The following is a 20,268-nucleotide window of genomic DNA, read 5'->3' as shown; positions in this document are numbered from 1 at the left end:
GTTCTAATGAATTAAAATTAGAACTTAACGTTTACGCCAGCGAATAAACGACGACCTAACGTATCAAACGTGTACGGGTCAGTGTTTGAATCGTTATTACCTGAGTAATACGGTGGCTCTTTATCAAATAAGTTATTAACACCTGCAGACAATGTCACTGTATCATTAATTAAGTAAGATCCACTAATGTCATGGTACACAACTGAAGGCGTTGAAGGTGCATAACATGTCTCACCATCAATACATGCGAAGCTATCTAGGCCAGCAATGTAGCGTGCTTCATAAGTTGCATCCCAGTTATCTCCTTTAACTATTAAGTTAAAGTTTGATTTGATATCTGCGTAACTACCAGCGCCACCCGTAATGTAACCAGCGTAATCTACAACAGCACCCGTATCAACAACGTATTCATCTAAATATGTTGTATCAAGGCCAGCTCTCCAGCTTAAGCCTAATGCATCAAATGAATACTTCAGATTTAAGTCAATGCCAGATGTTTTTTCAGAACCAATATTACGAAGCTGATTATTGAAAACAATTCGACCATCAGCTTGTAAAATTGCACCTGTGCTTGCACAAAGTTCGTTTGAACTGCTGTTTGAATTACCAATACATTGATCAACAACGAATTGGTTGTTGTATGTTGAAATAGCATTTTCGATTTCAATGTCGTAGTAATCTACGGTCATTGAGAAACCTTCAAACCATTGTGGTTCGTACACCACACCAAACGTTAAAGTATCAGCTTCTTCTGGTGTTAGATTTTGATTACCGCCCACAGTTACTTCTGCCTGGCTATCAGCACCTGGGTATTTTACTTGCTCATAAGATGGCGCATTACCTGAGTAAAGCTCATCTACCGTTGGAGCACGGAATGCGGTTGAACGTACGCCACGGAACATCAATTCATCATTTGCTTTCCAAGTAAAACCAAGTTTCCATGTTTCATCAGAACCAAAAGTGCTGTAATCAAACGCGCGGATTGCCGCACTTAATTCAACATATTCTGCAAATGGAAGCTCAGATAGTAAGGGTAATGCAAACTCAACATAAGCCTCATTCACATCAAACCCACCACTTGTTGGATCTACACGTGGATCGTTACCTAGACCTTGAGCAGCAATTGAATCAGGATTATACCATGCCTTTTCTTGGCGACGCTCTACACCCGCTGCAAATGCAGCATAACCTGCAGGTAGCTCAAACATTTCACCAGATAATGAAGCTGCCAAAATAAATAACTGGCTTCCACCTGAGTTTTGCTCTGTGTATATATAATCTTGAATGTTTTCTTGTGACCAAGATGCCTCATTTAAAGGCTTAAATGTACCTGCAGCTAAGTCTTCTGTGATTGCAGAAACGTTGTGCAGATTACTCATTTTATCAACAGAATCATTGCGACCAAAGTTTGCTGATGCATCCCATGAATAATCACCAATAATACCTTCAGCACCCACAACAACACGAACAGTATCAACTGTTTGCGATAAGTCACGAGTACCACTTTCAGCCATGCGACGACGGTAGCTTATTTCATCACCATAGGCGTAATTAGTCGGTGTTGTAACGTAATTATCATTAGCATCTTTTACAAATGCACCGTTAACGACTTGTCGCTTATCATAAGTTTGTGACAGTAAGCTGTCACCCATATCTTCGGTATATTTAAAGCCAAAGTTGATAGGCTGTGGTGCTAACTTTTGCTCTGACCAGCGCTTAGTATAGGTAAACTCGCTGAAAAGCATTGTGTCATCATTTAGTTCATAATTACCTAAACCTGTGATGTTTAAGCGTTCCATAGGTGTGTATAGGTAGCTTTTAGACGCATAGTTGTATGCATCGTTTTCATCGGTATAGCGGTGTAAGTTACCGCCAAGGCCACTTAAACCAGCATCGTCAGCAACACCCTGCTTCTCGATTTCACCTTTATCGTTGATGATATTAGCTGTATTAACATTGTAAATATGGCCGCCTTCGCTGAATGAAGAACCGCCACAGAAAAGTCCATTTTCGCCTTCAAATAAAGGACATGATGAGAAACCACGATCACCTTGACTTGCTTCACCACGATCAGTGTATTGAATACCAAAAACCATATTACCTTTGTCAAATGTTGTACCTAAGGTAAAGTCGATTGATGTTTCTGACGCATCATGTTTTGAAGTCATGGCTGTGTTGACGTTTAAATCTAAACCTTCAAAGTCATTTTTAAGGATAATATTTACAACACCCGCTACAGCATCTGTGCCGTATACAGCAGAAGCACCGTCTTTAAGTACTTCAATTTGTTTGATCATTGATACTGGAATAGTATTTAAATCAACCGTTGAAGCCGCACCAGTACCTGAATTGATCATACGACGACCATTAACAAGTACTAAAGTACGCTGTGAACCTAAACCACGTAAATCTATAGATGCACCACCGCCAGAGCCATTATTAACGCCAGGGTTTGTCATTGCACCACCCGTGGCCGTCATTTGTTGTAATACGCTATCTACAGATGTTGCACCTGATGCTTTAATTTCATCGGCACCGATAAGTGTAACTGGGCTAGCAGTTTCCATATCTGAACGCTTAATACGAGAACCCGTTACTTGAATTTTTTCAATTGACTTTGCTGCTTCGTCTGCAGCTAAAACCTGAACACTTGAGAACATTGGGATCGCTGCAATTACAGCTAAACCAAGAGTTGATTTTTTCATGGATGAACCCTACTTGTTGAAAATTTACCTAAATTGGTAATGCTCACTTTTATGAGAATTTTGAGTGAGCGGGAGCAACTTAGGCGCCTTTAACTGAACGAAAACTTAACGAACGATCACTGTGCAATCAATGAAAATTAAGACGTCCCACGAAAGGAACAAAGGTTACAGTATGTTTCATTGTTAATTAATAAAAACAGTTAAAAATCATAAACTAAATACCAAGCAATCACATAAAAAACACAGCTGAAATCAAATAAGTAGAGTTTGTAATCAAATGTAATTATTACAATAATGTGCCCTAAACAGGAAAATTAACATGTTAATCACAGCTCGTTATTAAAACGGTAAAACTAGGTGTTAATTACTAACCATATTTATGCAAGTAGATTGTTTATTTAGTCTGAATTTTTTTGTTATAAGTTTTAATCATGCAAATTTTATGTGTATTGAAGGTTTAAGACGGGCTGCCAATTAAACTAAAAACGGCTATCAAAGTGGGTCCATTAGATAAATCTACATATAAATGATATGGGTGCTTTATTGCACGTATGAGCACAATTGAATAAGTAAACCAAGCAGAGCTTAAGTTATAAACTTGGAAGGTAAATGGATATGTAAAAGCTATATTAAGAATGGTTATTTTATCAGATAGACTTTAATTGCAGATAACTATTAAATGTGAGGCATTTGGCTTTGCCGCTATAATTTTACGGGAATGGCGCAGTTAAAAACCACGCCTGAGTAGAAAGCCTTTAATAGGTAACGTTAAAAAAATATTCAACATTTTCACTTATGCCAGTGTTTGTATCGACAGTAGTAAGAATAAGCTTCCACACCATGTTTTTTTCTGAGCAAATCCCTACCATAGTATTAGCTACCCAAACGCTGCCCTGATTTTTAAATTGTACGGGAATGTAACCCATATACATGCTAACGCCTTCTAATTTAGCTGCAGTTATTGTTACACCAGTCGGTAACTGAGTGTAAATTGAAAACGGTGTCTCTGGTGATAGGGTTTCTTCGCTTAGCCAAACTTTAACTTGATTTGGAAAAATACACGGGTTGTTATTTTTACACTCTGTTTGTGATTGATTTACTTTTGGTGTTGATGTTGATCCAGAAAAGTCACAACCTAGTAAAAATAGTAGAAAAGAAAGTAAACATACTCTATATATATACATGCAGGTTCTCAAAGTATCTAATGTATTAGCCCAACATTTGGGCACGTTGGTTGATTATCGGCTTTAATGGGCAAGTAAGGTACAAATCACCTCAAAAAATAGACAGCAAGTTAATAAAGTTTGATTGATGTCATATTATTACGCAATTGACCTATCTTTTTAAGGCCAAAAAATTTATCATTTCAACCGCAAAAAAAACAAGTATTTCTTGAGATTATTATCTTTAACAACCACATATTGTGGGTTTTAGATAGTATACTTTGGAATAATAGTAGGTCCTACTTTTACAAGTAGGTAATTCATTTCTAAACGCATTTATTGCAGCGGAAGCCAGAAAATGAGCCAAACAGTAGCATCACAAACTGAGTACAATTATAAAGTTGTACGCCAATTCGCTATTATGACAGTGATTTGGGGCATCGTTGGCATGGGTATTGGGGTTCTGATAGCTGCCCAATTAGCTTGGCCAGCTCTTAACTTTGATACACCATGGTTAACTTACTCTCGACTTCGTCCGTTACACACGAACGCAGTAATTTTCGCATTTGGTACAAGTGCACTTTTTGCGACGTCTTATTACGTCGTACAACGTACATGTCAAACGCGCCTTCTTTCAGACAAATTAGCCGCCTTTACCTTTTGGGGTTGGCAGTTAGTTATTGTTCTAGCAGCAATTACTCTACCTATGGGTATTTCAAGTTCTAAAGAGTATGCAGAACTTGAGTGGCCAATCGATATCTTAATTGCTGTTGTTTGGGTAACTTACGCTATTGTATTTATGGGCACTATTGCAAAACGCAAAGTAGCGCATATTTATGTAGCTAACTGGTTCTATGCTGGTTTCATTATTACCGTTGCTGTTCTACATATTGTTAACAGCATGGCAGTCCCAGTCTCATTGACTAAATCATATTCAATCTATGCAGGTGCCGTAGATGCAATGGTTCAGTGGTGGTATGGCCACAACGCAGTAGGCTTCCTTCTAACTGCGGGTTTCTTGGGTATGATGTATTACTTTGTACCAAAGCAAGCGGGTCGCCCTGTTTATTCATACCGTTTGTCGGTTGTTCACTTTTGGGCACTTATCTCTCTTTACATTTGGGCAGGTCCTCACCACCTTCACTACACTGCGCTTCCTGATTGGACGCAAAGCTTAGGTATGGTGATGTCTATTATCTTATTCGTACCGTCTTGGGGTGGTATGATCAACGGTATTATGACGCTCTCAGGTGCATGGCATAAGCTACGTACTGACCCAGTTTTACGTTTCTTAGTGGTTTCATTGTCTTTCTACGGTATGTCGACGTTTGAAGGCCCGATGATGGCAATTAAATCTGTTAATGCGTTATCGCACTACACAGATTGGACTGTAGGTCACGTTCACTCAGGTGCATTAGGTTGGGTTGCGATGATTTCTATCGGTGCTATTTACCACCTTATCCCTGCGTTATTCTCGCAAGGTCGTATGTACAGCATTAAATTAATCAATACACACTTCTGGTTACACACAGTGGGTGTTGTTTTATACATTGTTGCAATGTGGATTTCAGGTGTAATGCAAGGTCTAATGTGGCGTGCAGTTAACTCTGACGGTACATTAATGTACAGCTTTGTACAGTCGTTAGAAGCCTCTCATCCTTTCTATGTTATGCGTTTCTTAGGCGGTGTATTCATCGTTACAGGTATGCTGGTTATGGCTTATAACGTTTATCGTACAGTTTCAGCGAAAAATAACTCGTTAGAACTTGATGAACAAGCGCAGTTAGCATAACGGAGTTAGATAATGAGCAATAAAAATTCACAAAACAAACACGAAATTATCGAGAAAAACATTGGCCTCATGGCCATCTTGACTGTTTTCGCAATCAGCTTCGGTGCATTAGTAGAAATTACGCCGCTAATGTTCCAAGACGATACAACCAAGCCAGTGGATGGGTTACGCCCGTTAAACGCACTAGAGTTTGAAGGTCGCGACATTTATGTACGTGAAGGTTGTGCTAACTGTCACTCTCAAATGATCCGTCCATTTCGTGATGAAGTTGAGCGTTACGGTCACTACTCTGTAGCAGGCGAGTCAGTATGGGATCACCCTTTCCTTTGGGGTTCTAAACGTACTGGCCCTGACTTAGCACGAGTAGGTAAACGTTACTCAGATGATTGGCATTATGCGCACTTAATGGATCCACGTGCCGTGGTTCCTGAGTCTAATATGCCAGGTTTCCCTTGGTTAGCAGAGAACACGCTTGATACAAGTCTGACTCTGAAAAAACTACAAATTTTCCGTGACACGTTTGCTATCAATCCAGAAAACCCAAAACACCCGGGTCTAGGTTATGGCAGTGACGAGGAATTAATCGCTGACATTGCTAAAGTTGATGCAATGAATGACGGTAAAGGTGCAACAGAAATGCAAGCCCTTATCGCTTATTTGCAACAACTTGGCACACATTTGAAGTAGATTATTATGGACTACGGGACATACAGAGGCATTTTGACTCTGGTAATTTTAGTATTATTTATTGTGATTGTTGGATGGGCATATAGCAAGCGTAGTAAAAGTCGTTTTAAAGACGCTGCTAATGTCATATTTGAAGATGAAAAAAAACACAACAATACACTCTCTAACGAGGAAAAGGGGTCTGAGAAATGACTAGCTTTTGGAGTATATGGGTTATTGTATTAACCCTTGCATGCTTAATCATTATCTTTGGTCTACTAGTTTGGAACTTAAAAAACTATGTAGGCGTAAAAGAAGGTGAAAGCTGTGGACATGAGTTTGACGGCATTCAAGAATTAAACAATCCACTACCGAAATGGTGGACTTACATGTTCTTCGCAACGTTTGTGTGGTCTGTTTATTACTTAGCAGCCTACCCAGGTTTAGGTAATTGGGAAGGTTTAGCAAAATGGACAAGCTCAAACCAAGGTATTACCTCTTTAACTGAATCGAAAGAAGCAGTCATTGAAGCGAAAGAAGATGGCCGTTTTGTAAAGCTAGATGCTGAATACCGCGCTGCTGAAGAACGTTTTGGTCCTATTTTTAATGAATTGGCTCAAATACCTGTTCTAGATTTAGTAGAGTCTAAATTTGCTGGTGATGCAGCACAGCAAGTTGCGCTAGAAAACGGCACTAAACATGAGCAAACGCAAGGTCAACTCGCTGTTGAAATTGGTCAACGTTTGTTCTCACAAAACTGTGCACAATGTCATGGCTCTGATGCTCGTGGTGGTACTGGCTTCCCTAACCTTACTGACAACGATTGGTTGTACGGTGGTTCTCCTGACAAGATCAGAGAAACATTACTTTTAGGTCGTGTTGCAGCAATGCCACCTTGGGGTGATGCATTAGGTGAGCAAGGCGTTAAAGAAATGACGGCTTACGTACTTAGCCTATCTGGTCGTACTGTTAACCAAAAAGATGCCGATGCAGGTAAAGCAAAATTTGCTATGTGTGCCGCGTGTCATGGTCCAGATGGTAAAGGTTCAGTTGCCCATAACCTACCGTTTGGTGCACCAAACTTAACTGATAACATTTGGTTATACGGTGGTTCTCAACGCGCTGTTGAAGAAACACTTAACCATGGCCGTGCTGGTGTAATGCCTGCATGGAAAGAGATTTTAGGCGAAGATAAAATTCACCTATTAACTGCTTACGTTTACAGCTTATCGCAAGATAAATAACGATAAAGTAAACAAAACGTTTCAGTTTTAATCTTTTTATTTCAGTAGATTAATTCAGATCAAAAAAGCCTCCACTCGGAGGCTTTTTTTTAGTCTTTTCATTCTATTTATTATAATATAGCCGCACATTAATTAATTTTAGAGCGACTATGCAACCGACTCCGTGGTATAAAAATTTTTGGCCTTGGTTTTTAATCTTCTTTCCTTTAGCTGCAATTATTGGCTGCATTAGTTTATTTATTACAGCCATTGGTAACGGCCCAGATATGGTTGTAGATGATTACTATAAAAAAGGCAAAGCAATCAACTTAGAACTCGTTAAGTTTGATAAAGCAAAAGCGTTGTATTTACATGGCGACCTAAATGTATCAGATGAGCGTGTAAGCTTTAAATTTACCAAAGGCGATACCAGTAATATACACGCATTAAGATTGTCGTTTTTTCACCGTACTATAAAAGCGCACGATTTTGAGGCCACCCTCACCCCAAATGCTAATCAAGAGTTCACTGCATTATTAGAAAGCTATACACCAGGCGCATATTCAGTATTTATTGAACCCGTTGATAACAGTTGGAAAATGAAAGAAAACGTTAGTTTACCAACCACCGCCACCGTTTTAGTGACTCCTAACTATAAGTAGTATTTAGTATGTCTAAAAATTGCTTTCATTGTCTTGAAAGTGTGCCTGCTGGATTTAGTGCACATGTTGTTATAGACAATACCGCTGAGCCAATGTGTTGCATTGGCTGCCAAGCTGTTGCACAAAATATCATTGACCAAGGGATGACCGACTACTACAAATATCGCACTGTTAGTGCCGGTAAAGTAGAGCAACTCGTCCCTGAACAACTCGCTTTTATTAAAAGCTATGACAATGAAGATATTCAAGATGAGTTTATCAGTACGCATAACGACAACTCTGAGGTGCTTCTCAGTGTTGAGGGCATTACCTGCGCCGCCTGTGCCTGGCTTATTGAAAAGCAATTACTTAACCTTAAATCGGTAAAGCGCGTTGATGTAAACACCTCAACTAATCGCGCTATGATCCAATGGGATAAAAGCGCAACCCCTTTAAGTGAGCTAATCACCTCACTGGCTGAAATAGGCTACAAAGCCTATCCATTCCAATCAGATGTAGAAGCCCAGCAAAAACAACAAACAGCTAAAGCCTATATTCGCCGCCTCGGCGTGGCAGGCTTAATGACCATGCAAGTGATGATGTTTGCCTTTGCTATGTACTTTGGCATGTTCTCTGGGATGGACAGTAATTTTGAACAGTACTTTAGATGGATCAGCTTGATCCTTGCAACGCCCGTTATTTTATACAGCGCCCTGCCCTTTTTAAGTAATGCAATTAACGGCTTAAAAGCAAAACAACTGAATATGGATTTACCGGTATCATTGGCGATTTTTGGTGCCTATGGCGCCAGCTGTTATGCCACGGTAATGGAAGTCGGTGAAGTTTACTTTGAATCTATTTGTATGTTTACCTTTTTACTCTTATTAGGTAAATACTTAGAATTTAGAGCGCGCTTAAAGGCCAGTGAATTTACAGCCAACTTACAAAAGCTACTGCCACTGACTGCCCGCACACTCGATGAACACGGTAATGAGCATATAATTGCCGCTAAAAAGCTCAAGCTTAACGATATCGTTTTAATAAAAGCAGGCGAAACTATTCCTGCTGATGGCATCTTAGTCAAAGGCAGTACCAGCGTCGATGAGTCGATGATGACCGGCGAACATCAGCCAGTACGAAAGTATATTGATCATAACGTGTATGCGGGCACGGTTAATCATGATGGTATTATTGAAATAAAAATCAATAAGCTAGGCCAAAATACCTTGCTAAATCAAATAATTCGCCTGCAACATAATGCCCTGACAAAACGCCCACGGTTAGTAGAAATTACCGACAAAGTAGCGCAGTGGTTTGTTGCCGTATTACTGGTATTTGCCTCTCTAACCGCCGTTGGCTGGTATCAAATTGACCCCGATGTTGCTTTTTGGATCACTATATCGGTGTTAGTGGCCACTTGCCCATGTGCATTGAGCTTGGCGATTCCCACCGCGTTAACGTGTGCTGTGGCTACCTTAACTCGTAAAGGAATATTAATTAAGCAAGCACATGTGCTCGAAACACTCTCAAAACTCACTTTAGTTGCTTTTGATAAAACCGGTACGCTTACGCAAGGTAAATTTAGCCTCGACGTTGTTGATATACTCAGTGATAGCTATACCAAAGAACAAATTCTTGATATTGCAGCACAGCTTGAGAGCTATTCTGAGCACCCTATTGCCAGTGCCTTTAAAGAGTTTAAAGGTCAGCGTAAATTTGACGATGTACAACTCCATCCAGGGGTTGGGATCAGTGCTCAATATGATAATACGCATTACGCCATTGGTAAAAGTGGCTGGTTTGATACCAAAAAAACCAATGCGCAAGCTACCCTTTACATAAACAAGCAACCCGTTGCACGCTTTTACTTTGTTGATAAAGTAAAAACAGATGCCGATAAACTCATTAACTCGTTAAAGGCTGCCAATCTAAGTTGTCATATGCTAACAGGTGACGCCTCAGATGCCGGTGCCAAGGTGGCTAAAAAATTAAAGCTTGATTCAGTACAAGCCAGTTGTAGTCCTAAAGATAAACAAGACGCCGTTGATCATTGGTCAACCCAAGGCGAAGTTGTTGCTATGGTTGGCGATGGCGTAAACGACAGCCCAGTCTTTGCCAGCGCCCATTTATCAATCGCCATGGAAACAGGAGCTGATATCTCTAAAAACAGTGCCGATGTTGTGCTACTTAACAGTGATTTAGCCTCTATTGAGCATTTGTTGACGATTGCTAAGCAAACACGGCGTATAATTAAGCAAAACCTAGCGCTTTCTTTATTATATAATGGCTCTATATTACCGCTTGCTGCTATGGGTTTAGTTGCGCCTTGGATGGCGGTAATTGGTATGTCTGCCAGCTCTATTATTGTGATATGTAATTCACTAAGGCTATTAAAGTTATGAGCATAATTTATATTTTAGTTCCTATCGCTATCTTGTTTGTACTAATTGCCATTGGCGTGTTTTTTTGGGCAGTAAAAGGCGAGCAATTCTCTGATTTAAACAAGCAAGGCCACAGTATTTTGTTTGAAGACGATAAAGAGCAACATAATAAAAGTAATGATTGACCCGATTTTTGTTAGTGCTTTTTTAATGGGGTTGATTGGCAGTGGCCATTGCATTGCTATGTGCGGCGGCATTGCCAGCTCATTACAGTTAGCCAGTAACAAGCGCCAAACTTGGTTGTATTCTCTAGCCTATAATAGCGGCAGAGCGCTAAGTTATATGCTTGCTGGTGCCCTAGTCGCCGGTATTAGTAGTCAATTTGCCACACAAAACTCGGCCTTTGCGCTGTTTTTATCATTTTTAGCGGGCGTGTTTATGTTACTGGTCGGCGTTTATATCATGCGCTTAGCCGCGACATTACAATGGCTCGAAAAACTCGGCAAAACCCTCATTTGGCAGCACTTAATTAAACTTAATAAATATTTAATGCCCATTGATTCCCCATTAAAAGCGCTTGGTTATGGCGCACTATGGGGCTGGTTACCGTGCGGCTTAGTATATTCTGCGCTCACATGGGCGATGACCAGTGGCACTGCCATAAATGGTGCTCTGGTTATGCTGGCATTTGCCCTAGGGACGTTCCCTGCCATGATCACCTTAGGTGTGGCTGCACAAAAGCTCAATACGCTTTTTAATCACCCTTGGACGCGAATAATATTAGGCAGTGTTATCATTTGGTATGGTATCTACCTTCTGATCATTGCAACAGACAAGCTAGTGCATTAACATTGGTAAATGTTGTGCATAGAAATTTAACGGATTGAACTTATGGATTTTTCTCAAAGTCGTGCTAAAGGTAATTGTGCCATTAGCTGTAATAACTGCAGTATTAGCCAGTTATGTTTACCATTTTCTTTAAATGGCCAAGAAATGGATAAACTTGATGAGATCATTGAGCGAAAAAAACCATTACACAAGGGTGACTACTTATTTGAGTCGGGCGCACCTTTAAATGCAATTTATGCAGTTCGTTCGGGGTCGTTTAAATCGTATACCTTGTCAGAGCAAGGCGATGAACAAATTACAGGCTTTCATTTAGCGGGTGACCTTGTTGGCTTTGACGCCATCAATAAAATGCAACATCAAAGTTTTTCTCAAGCACTAGAAACCTCAATGGTATGTGAAATTCCCTTTGAAACTCTTGACGAACTAGCCGGTAAACTGCCTAAATTGCGCCAACAAATAATGCGTTTAATGAGTAGTGAAATAACCTACGATCAGGAAATGCTATTATTACTGAATAAAAAGTCAGCTGAAGAACGTCTTGCTAGCTTTATTTATAACTTATCAGAGCGTTTTGGTGAGCGTGGTTTTTCACGAAAAGAATTTAGATTTACTATGACTCGCGGCGAAATTGGTAACTACTTAGGTTTAACCGTAGAAACTATCAGCCGTTTATTAAGCCGTTTTCAAAAAGCCGACTTAATTAAAGTAGAAGGTAAATTTATTACTATTTTAGATAATGACGCTTTAGCCAAAACGGCTGCGATTGTTAAGCCTCGTTAATAATCATTTCTCATTTTAAAATTAATCCTACCCTGAATTGGAGCGTAATTATTGCAATTATGCTCTATCTCTACTAACACTTTGAGTAGAGGTATTAACCATTCACTTTTAAGAGTCGATGAATGAATTGTCTGGCTCATTTTTTAATATAAAAGCAACTACGTCCTATTAAACTCTTACATAGAAGGACAATCTTATGCCTAAATCTTTATTTCTATTTATCGCTCTTTCTTTAAGTATTTTATTTAGTAGCCAAGCATCGAGCTCAATGATCCCCGATGACGGCATTGATGACTCAGAAGCACTAAAAGACTTGATTTTAAACACTGCAGAAAATTCTGAGCTTAAAATAGACAAGCCAGGAGTTTATGACATCTGCTCAGCTATTATTGTTAGAAATCTTAACAATATTGTTATTACAGCTAATACTGGCGTTATACTAAAAAAGTGTGACCAATTTGAAGGAGAGTATATTTTATCCTTTTATAATTCACGCTTCATAGAAATTAATGGTTTTATTTTTAGAGGGTTAACCACAGACAAAATTAATTATGTTTGGGGTGAGCAAGGTATCCTTTTTGCCGGCTCCGAAGATATTTCAATTAAACATAATCAATTTTTTGATTTTGGCGATGCGGCTATAAGAGCAACGTCCTCAAAGCGTTCATCATATAATGCCCCTATCAACTCTTTCAGAGTAAAAATTAGTAATAATTATTTTAATAATGTTACCCAAGTGACCACAACTCACCCATGGAGTGGAAACTATGGTGGTACACATGATATTACTGTTGAAAGCAATGTATTTGAAGGTCTGAAAGGTTCCTTAAAACTAGCCACTAGAAAACCTGTTTCTAAAGCTTTAATAAAATATAATACCTTTAAAAAAACTAAAGGCACTGCAATTGAGCTGACCTATTACTCGGATGTTAAAATAATTGCTAACACTTTTATAGACAGTGATAAGTTTATCCTCAATGCTTACCCAAATAAACCAAGGAGTGTGACCGAGCCTTTTAATTGGGGAAATATTTATTTTACTCACAACACCGTTTTACGTGCTAAAGGGGGAATTAGAATACTTTCTGATGTGCCTGATGAGCTCATCGACGATATTTTTATAAGAGGCATTCATATCAATAACAACCATTTTATTGATATTGATATGACTGTTTATCCTGAAAAGAAATACTGGGATCTTATTAATTTATTTACTCGAGACGGAAAAAGTTATCTATTTTCTACAATCAAAGATAATGTTTATAACTTACTACCTGAAGTAGACTTTGTGAAAAAAACGAGTGGATTCACTGTGGAAGACAACACTTTAATAAAGCCTGAAAATAATTAAATTTTGTAAAGCTCTACACACGTTCATGCAGGATAAGGGTTTCAAAATTAGAGAAGCTTTATTTCTTGATATAGAACAAGAATATTAGTGCTACCCCTTTAACTGTTGTGTATTTGCGTTACACTCAAGGTATAACTGTTAAGTGAATGGAGTAGCACAATGGAAACGATTAAACGTATTATCGCGGTTATTGACCCAACTAAAGACGATCAAAATGCCCTCGCGCGTTCAATAGATTTAGCCAAAAAATCAGGGGCTAGCATTACCGCCTTTATGACGGTGTACGATTTCTCTTACGAAATGACTACTATGCTCTCTGGTGATGAACGTGAAGCAATGCGTAAAGCGGTGTTAAAAGATCGCGAACTATGGTTAAAAGATCTTGTCTCTCCTTATCAAAACATTAATATTAATACCCAAGTCATTTGGCATAACCGCCCTTACGAAGCCATTATTAATACCGTTATTAATGATAAATATGACCTAGTGATCAAAGGTACTCATCAGCATGGTGCGCTTAAAGCGGTTATTTTCACGCCAACAGACTGGCACTTAGTCAGAAAATGCCCAACCCCTGTATTATTTGTAAAAGATATGGCGTGGCCAGCACATGGGAATATTTTAGCGGCTGTTAATGCAGTCAGTGAAAACGCTCAGCACCTGTCACTTAATAAACGCATAATTAAAGATGCACAATTTTTATGTGAACTGGCTAATGCTAAACTTAACTTAGTCAATGCATACCCTGCTACACCGGTTAATATAGCCATAGAGATCCCTGAGTTTAACCCAGGGTTATATAACGAATCAGTTAAAAAACATCATATTGAATCAACCAATGAACTCGCTAATGAGTTTAACCTAACCTCTGATCAATGCTTTATTGAAGAGGGATTGCCAGAAGATGTGATACCGGATGTTGCAAAACGCTTAAACAGCGAATTAGTGGTTATTGGCACTGTGGGACGGACTGGCTTAAGCGCTGCCTTAGTAGGCAACACTGCTGAGCATGTTATTGACAGCCTTGATTGTGATGTACTTGCACTTAAACCTGATGGGTACGTAAGCCCGCTTGCAGAAAGTTAGCGTTTGCAGTAGCTCCCATATTACATATGGCATATAATACGCCCCTTTATTTTTAGCAATTAATTTTGCCGTACTATTTACAAGGGGGCGTAGTGTCTCATTCTGCTCAAGCCAAAGCTCAATACAACTTAAATAAGCTTCAAAAGCGTTTACGCCGCCTCACAGGTCAAGCTGTCATGGACTTTAACATGATTGAAGAAGGTGACCGTATTATGGTGTGCTTATCGGGTGGCAAAGACAGTTACACTATGCTCGACATGTTGCAACATTTACAACGTGTTGCACCTATCAAGTTTGATTTATTTGCAGTAAATCTCGACCAAAAACAACCTGGTTTTCCTGAGCATGTGCTTCCTGAGTATCTTGATAATTTAAATATTGAATACAAAATTGTAGAAGAAGATACCTACAGTATTGTTACTGATATTATTCCTGAGGGTAAAACAACCTGCTCGCTTTGCTCTCGCTTGCGCCGTGGTATTTTATATCGCACGGCTAAAGAGTTAGGTGCGACTAAAATTGCACTGGGTCATCACCGCGATGATATGATAGAAACCTTGTTTTTAAATATGTTTTATGGCGGAAAACTAAAAAGTATGCCGGCTAAACTAATGAGCGATAACGGTGAGCATATGGTTATTCGCCCACTGGCATATTGTAAAGAAGCCGATATAAGCAAATATGCGTTCAGCCAAGGCTACCCTATTATTCCGTGTAATTTATGTGGCTCACAAGAAAACTTACAGCGTAAACACACTAAAAATATGCTGGAGCAATGGAATAAAGAGCACCCGGGCCGTATAGAGAGTATTTTCACCGCCATGCAAAACGTTGTGCCTTCACACTTAGCTGATAATCAATTATTTGATTTTACCAACTTGCAAACGGGTGACGTTATTGATGGGGGCGATATCGCGCTCGATAAACCAGATATTCCAAAAGTGCCAGTTAATCATGAACAAGATGAAACAAACCAAGCCGACGTGGTTACCATTAATTTAAGTTAATTTTTAAGGGTTTGCAGTAATGCAAACCCTTCACTTTGTTCTATGCTGCTACTGACCAGCAGCTAATCCTTGTAAAAACTCTAAACTCTGCATTTCTTGTTTGTTTGCCTGATAAGGCAACTGTTGTAAGCTGTCGTAAGCAAAATCATCAATAGTAAACTCGCTAATTTCACTTTCACCAAAACTGTTAAGCTCACCTGGGCTTGGCGACATACGCTCAACAACAAAATCGCTTAACCGTAAGTCATTCGTTTGCTTGGGCAAAACAGACCAATGCGCTTTAAAGTCAATTTGCTGACTGCCCTCATTTAAACGTGCTTTAGCAACTAAATGTGCTAATGGCGAAGTTCCACTGTATAAGTTAGCTCTTAAACGGTATAAGCCACTTTTTATAACTGTTAAATTGGCCGGTACTATCATGTTTTCATTACGTGGATAGGCGTTTTCAAAACCAGTTAAGGTTGCACTAGGCGGCATATAATGTATTTGTGCCACCACCGGGACTATTTTACCCGCGATATCGGCTTCAACTAATAATTGTAAATTACGTGGATAGTCTTCTTCACCTTTAAATGTCATTGCCAGCTCATTTTGACGAGCCACACCACTTTGCGTTTTTAGCGACTTTTTGGTGTCTGTATTACTGAGTGTTACTACCGCCTTACCTAAATTTGGGGCGCTTACGGTTAGCTCTATAGCTTGTGGATACACATACCGATATTGAGACAAGCTCACTGTTAACTCCCCTCCTTGCTCACCCACTGGGCTGCTAACAGGAAAGAACTGATTTGGCTTAAGTCTGTCCTCATCATATACCGTTAATGGTTGTGAATAAGGCGGAAACGCCAAACTTTGTTGATACTGTTGTGCCACCGCCGATGCCGCTTTGGCTAAGTCTTCATCAAATGCTGACTGAGTTACTGAGCTGGTTTTTGTTGTTGCCTTTGTCACAGGTTGGCTTAGCGTGCGCTGCTGAGCTGGAGGTGTCGATATCGGCTTTTTATCATTGAGAGGGGCTTGTTTTAGGGGGTAACTTGCATGACCCTCATCAATTAAAAACCACATAAGTAGGCCCATGCTGATAACAAAGCCAATCACGTAGGACTTTTTCATCGGTTAGTTATCCTATATAAAACGTGTAGTACGTATACTACACGATGTTTTAAGTATGCTTATATCACGGGATCACATTATATATAAGTGCCGATGCACTCAAATTATCTGAGTCTTTTACATAACGATATTGTTTCTTCCAAAACCAACTACCTATGGTTTCATCTACGGTTTCAAACCCTAGCGTGTCGTCAGCTACCGTAATGTTATTCATCGCAATCGTTACATTTCCTTGGCGCTGCGCTTGTTGAATCTCATTATGACTGTAACTGTTAGTCATCATTAATGGATAATGATATGGCATAAAACTATTAACAGCATCACCTTGCGATTTTAAACGCCCATTAGTGTCAATATTGGTGCTACAGCTACCAAATGAGTTTACCGAGCTTGCACCACATGATGAGTGAGTAGCCACCACCGAGTCGTCATTACCGCGTAAAAATCCAGCCGTTAAACCTAAGTAAGCATTACCATCGGCTACAAAACGTAAACGAGGTGTGCGTGCATCAGGTAATGGCGCAATTCTGCGTGCATTATTTACTTTTAAATCGTGCAATACGCCTACCGCCTCATTAACTTCACTGCCTAACCACCACGTTAGCGCGGCATCTACAGCAAAATTCCACGATGCGCCTGTTAATGTACTCACCGCTAAGTCGGCCAATTCACTGCCGCCACCAGCACCGGCTAAATCAAAGGTGGCAATAATATTAAGCGGCTGTAATCCGGCATTTGCAAGCCAGTTTTCTTGGTTATCTATAATATATCGGGCAACTAAGTCACCGGTTGAATGAGTCACAAATACACAGCCTGGCTCGCATAGATTTGAGCGAGAAATTTGCTGTAGTTTAGGCCATATCCAATCGGTGGTGATTTTTCCTTCTATTCGTTCATATGCAGGCCAATCGATGCGCTCGTCTGCGCGGTTCACCCAATAAGACTGCCAATAGCTTTGTCCATCGTTTACCACATCACTGGCTGCTCTATTGGTAAGTTGTGATACCTGCAAACCATGAATTAAAATTACCTTATACTCTTTACTGAGCGCAGAAAAACTCATTAGCAGGCTTAATGCTGCTGCAAATAAAGAGACGCGTTTAAATATGTGTGTGTTGTTCATATTAATCCTTAACTGATTCAATATTTTTATTATGCTTAGCTTGTTACACGCTGTTGTCGGTGCATGGTAAAAGCAACGCATTGACCAGTATTGGGAACAAAGTTAAAAAATGCAACATTTTGTTATCATTTTCACTGTTAAGGCTAAATATCTGCGTTAAAATACGACAAAAGCGCTAAACTATTGTGCTATTTGGAACAGTTTATGGGCTTTATAAACCGCCATTGAAAACACCGTGAGCTTTTTTGTTAACTATCGCACGGCACTACTTTTTATCAGCGTAATAGCGTAAGTTAGTTACATACGAACAACCGAGGAATCATAATGATAAAAAAAATAATATGTGGTGGCTTTTTATTAACCGCCATTTCCGCCCCTAGTTTTGCCGCGAGTGTTAACACCCAACTTGAACAAGCAACACAAAGTGTGAGTGAAAAAGTCATTACATGGCGTCGTCACTTACATCAATATCCAGAGCTGAGTAATCGCGAATTTGAAACCGCCAAGTACATTACTCAACATTTAAAATCACTAGGTCTTGAAGTGCAAACTGGTGTTGCGCATACCGGTGTTGTGGCTAAATTAAGTGGCGGTAAAAAAGGCCCTCTAATCGCATTGCGTGCTGATATGGATGCTTTACCGGTTACCGAACAAGTTGATTTACCCTTTGCCTCTAAACAAACATCAACCTATCGTGGCAATGAAGTAGGCGTTATGCATGCCTGCGGGCACGACACTCATGTTGCTATTTTAATGGCCGTGGCAGAGTCACTGGTAAAAATAAAAGATCAGTTAGCGGGCGAAGTACTGTTTGTATTTCAACCGGCTGAAGAAGGTGCCCCCGAGGGCGAAGAAGGTGGCGCTGAGCTGATGTTAAAAGAAGGCTTATTTAAGCAAAAGCCTGAGGCCGTGTTTGGTTTACATGTCACGAGCTCACTCAATACAGGGCAAATTGGCTTTCGTGAAGGGCCACTAATGGCCAGTGAAGATTCTTTCACAATTAACGTAACGGGGCGTCAAACACATGGTTCACGTCCATGGAATGGCGTAGACCCAATTGTTGCTTCATCACAAATTATTATGGCAACTCAAACAATCGCCTCTCGCCAAGTTGATGTAACTAAAGCACCTTCAGTCATTTCGTTTGGCGCAATTAATGGCGGCATACGCTCAAATATAATCCCTGATAATGTAGAGCTGATTGGTACCATTAGAACCTTTGATCAAACTATGCGCGCCGATATTAAAAAACGTTTAGCTAAAACCGCTGAGCTGGTTGCCGAATCCGCTGGTGCTAAAGCCGATGTGCATATAGATCACGGCTACCCTGTCACAGTAAACAATGTAGCACTCACCCAAAAAATGACCCCAACGCTTGCCCGTATTGCTGGTGCTGACAATATTATTACCACCGATTTAATTACCGGCGCAGAAGACTTTAGTTACTATGCGCTTGAAACCCCTGGGCTGTTCTACTTTTTAGGCGTCACTCCAAAAGATCAAAACGCTAAAACGGCAGCAAGTAATCATTCACCTCAGTTTTATGTTGACGAAAGCGCCTTACAACTCGGCGTAGAGTCATTATCTCAACTGGTTGTTGACTACTTACAATAACAACTCAACGTAACAAGCACAGGGGTAATAACCTTGTGCTTGTTTTATTAGAGAGTGTTATTCAGCTAATATAAATCCCCTTTCGCTTACCTTTAATTATATAAATTCTCAATCAGGTAAGGACACCTTAATGACAGCAGAATATTTTAATTTTTTAAGCCTAATTGGTGTGGCTTTTTTTGCAATTTCAGGTGCGTTATTAGGCCATGATAAAGATATTGGCGGATTTGGAGTGGTGGTTGTTGGCTCAGTCACTGCGCTTGGCGGTGGCACGCTCAGAGACATACTTCTTAACCAACCCGTTTTTTGGATAGCCAACCCCGATTTTTTATATGTCACCTATGGCGCTATTTTTGTCACTGTTATGTTTATTCGCCACTTACCCGATGTGTCTAACTATTACATGTTGTTGGTTGATGCAATTGGTATGGCTATCTTTAATGTGGTCGGTATCGAAAAAGCATTAATTGAAGGCACCACCATGATGGTTGCACTTACAATGGGCATGACTACGGGGATATTTGGTGGCTTAATACGCGACGTGATCTGTCGAGAAGTGCCGTTGGTGATGCGAGAAGAGCTCTACTCCACCGCCTGTTTTGCAGGAGGCTTGACCTATGCCGCGCTATTTTTATTAGAAGCCCCTTATTTATGGTGCATTCTTGGTTCGCTGTTGGTCAGTGTTTTTTTAAGATTGGGCGCGCTCCATTTTGGCTGGCAGCCCAATCTATTTAGAAAAAGAACACCAAAAATAAACGATTAGTATAAGCATTG

The 20,268-nt window shown here is 39.9% G+C and carries 18 protein-coding genes; 14 read left to right on the top strand and 4 right to left on the bottom strand.

The genetic code is table 11. The features are described 5' to 3' along the window. Window positions 1-17: 17 nt before the first annotated feature. Window positions 18-2,705 (bottom strand): TonB-dependent receptor plug domain-containing protein, encoded by a 2,688-nt coding sequence (locus KK487_RS06325; RefSeq protein ID WP_215522049.1) that lies wholly within the window; start codon window positions 2,703-2,705, stop codon window positions 18-20. A 755-nt stretch (window positions 2,706-3,460) separates the two neighbouring features. Then, window positions 3,461-3,889, bottom strand: a complete 429-nt coding sequence (locus KK487_RS06320) for a hypothetical protein (RefSeq protein WP_013464671.1) — start codon at window positions 3,887-3,889, stop codon at window positions 3,461-3,463. A 337-nt stretch (window positions 3,890-4,226) separates the two neighbouring features. On the opposite strand from KK487_RS06320, the gene ccoN reads away from it, so the two are divergent. The 12 genes from ccoN to ttcA all read left to right on the top strand — a co-directional run bounded on the left by ccoN (window position 4,227) and on the right by ttcA (window position 15,644). Further along, window positions 4,227-5,660, top strand: coding sequence for a cytochrome-c oxidase, cbb3-type subunit I (ccoN, locus tag KK487_RS06315; protein WP_013464670.1), 1,434 nt, complete (start codon window positions 4,227-4,229; stop codon window positions 5,658-5,660). 12 nt (window positions 5,661-5,672) lie between these two features. Beyond that, window positions 5,673-6,347: a cytochrome-c oxidase, cbb3-type subunit II gene (ccoO, locus tag KK487_RS06310; RefSeq protein WP_013464669.1), complete on the top strand. Its 675-nt coding sequence runs from the start codon at window positions 5,673-5,675 to the stop codon at window positions 6,345-6,347. Window positions 6,348-6,353: 6 nt separating this feature from the next. Further along, entirely contained in the window at window positions 6,354-6,539 is a 186-nt protein-coding gene (locus KK487_RS06305) for a cbb3-type cytochrome oxidase subunit 3 (protein WP_010389598.1), read from the top strand. Next, window positions 6,536-7,570: a cytochrome-c oxidase, cbb3-type subunit III gene (gene ccoP, locus KK487_RS06300; protein WP_013464668.1), complete on the top strand. Its 1,035-nt coding sequence runs from the start codon at window positions 6,536-6,538 to the stop codon at window positions 7,568-7,570. Before KK487_RS06305 ends, ccoP begins: the two co-directional genes overlap by 4 nt. A 149-nt stretch (window positions 7,571-7,719) precedes the next feature. Then, on the top strand, window positions 7,720-8,211 hold the full coding sequence (locus tag KK487_RS06295; protein ID WP_013464667.1) for a FixH family protein: 492 nt from the start codon (window positions 7,720-7,722) through the stop codon (window positions 8,209-8,211). Between the two features lie 8 nt (window positions 8,212-8,219). After that, window positions 8,220-10,592 carry a heavy metal translocating P-type ATPase gene (locus KK487_RS06290; protein ID WP_215522048.1) on the top strand — a complete coding sequence of 791 codons (2,373 nt, stop codon included), beginning with the start codon at window positions 8,220-8,222 and terminating at the stop codon, window positions 10,590-10,592. Then, on the top strand, window positions 10,589-10,756 hold the full coding sequence (ccoS, locus tag KK487_RS06285; RefSeq protein WP_008109812.1) for a cbb3-type cytochrome oxidase assembly protein CcoS: 168 nt from the start codon (window positions 10,589-10,591) through the stop codon (window positions 10,754-10,756). Before KK487_RS06290 ends, ccoS begins: the two co-directional genes overlap by 4 nt. Then, the gene (locus KK487_RS06280; RefSeq protein ID WP_024601376.1) at window positions 10,749-11,420 is read left to right on the top strand and encodes a sulfite exporter TauE/SafE family protein; all 672 of its coding nucleotides are present in this window, start codon (window positions 10,749-10,751) and stop codon (window positions 11,418-11,420) included. The genes ccoS and KK487_RS06280 overlap by 8 nt, the downstream gene beginning before the upstream one ends. A 42-nt stretch (window positions 11,421-11,462) precedes the next feature. Next, entirely contained in the window at window positions 11,463-12,200 is a 738-nt protein-coding gene (locus tag KK487_RS06275) for an FNR family transcription factor (protein ID WP_013464664.1), read from the top strand. 196 nt (window positions 12,201-12,396) lie between these two features. After that, window positions 12,397-13,551: a right-handed parallel beta-helix repeat-containing protein gene (locus KK487_RS06270; RefSeq protein WP_128583524.1), complete on the top strand. Its 1,155-nt coding sequence runs from the start codon at window positions 12,397-12,399 to the stop codon at window positions 13,549-13,551. Window positions 13,552-13,710: 159 nt separating this feature from the next. After that, window positions 13,711-14,637, top strand: a complete 927-nt coding sequence (uspE, locus tag KK487_RS06265) for a universal stress protein UspE (protein WP_128583391.1) — start codon at window positions 13,711-13,713, stop codon at window positions 14,635-14,637. A 92-nt stretch (window positions 14,638-14,729) separates the two neighbouring features. Further along, window positions 14,730-15,644, top strand: a complete 915-nt coding sequence (ttcA, locus tag KK487_RS06260) for a tRNA 2-thiocytidine(32) synthetase TtcA (protein WP_058154443.1) — start codon at window positions 14,730-14,732, stop codon at window positions 15,642-15,644. A gap of 48 nt (window positions 15,645-15,692) precedes the next feature. On the opposite strand, the gene KK487_RS06255 is transcribed toward ttcA, so the two are convergent. Together KK487_RS06255 and KK487_RS06250 are read right to left on the bottom strand one after the other, a co-directional pair. Further along, window positions 15,693-16,757 (bottom strand): hypothetical protein, encoded by a 1,065-nt coding sequence (locus KK487_RS06255; protein ID WP_058154442.1) that lies wholly within the window; start codon window positions 16,755-16,757, stop codon window positions 15,693-15,695. Between the two features lie 64 nt (window positions 16,758-16,821). Continuing rightward, a complete protein-coding gene (locus KK487_RS06250; RefSeq protein ID WP_128583390.1) occupies window positions 16,822-17,880 on the bottom strand; it encodes a hypothetical protein in 1,059 nt (352 codons plus the stop codon). Window positions 17,881-18,204: 324 nt separating this feature from the next. Here KK487_RS06250 and KK487_RS06245 point away from each other — a divergent pair, with 324 nt between their 5' ends. After that, window positions 18,205-19,494 (top strand): amidohydrolase, encoded by a 1,290-nt coding sequence (locus tag KK487_RS06245; RefSeq protein WP_058154440.1) that lies wholly within the window; start codon window positions 18,205-18,207, stop codon window positions 19,492-19,494. Between the two features lie 130 nt (window positions 19,495-19,624). Beyond that, the gene (locus tag KK487_RS06240) at window positions 19,625-20,257 is read left to right on the top strand and encodes a trimeric intracellular cation channel family protein (RefSeq protein ID WP_013464657.1); all 633 of its coding nucleotides are present in this window, start codon (window positions 19,625-19,627) and stop codon (window positions 20,255-20,257) included. Window positions 20,258-20,268: the final 11 nt, after the last annotated feature.

The sequence above is a fragment of the Pseudoalteromonas sp. SiA1 genome, from assembly GCF_018732205.1.
GTDB lineage: Bacteria > Pseudomonadota > Gammaproteobacteria > Enterobacterales > Alteromonadaceae > Pseudoalteromonas > Pseudoalteromonas tetraodonis.
Note: the sequence above shows the minus strand (reverse complement) of the source record. Positions and strands in the feature narration are given on the sequence as shown.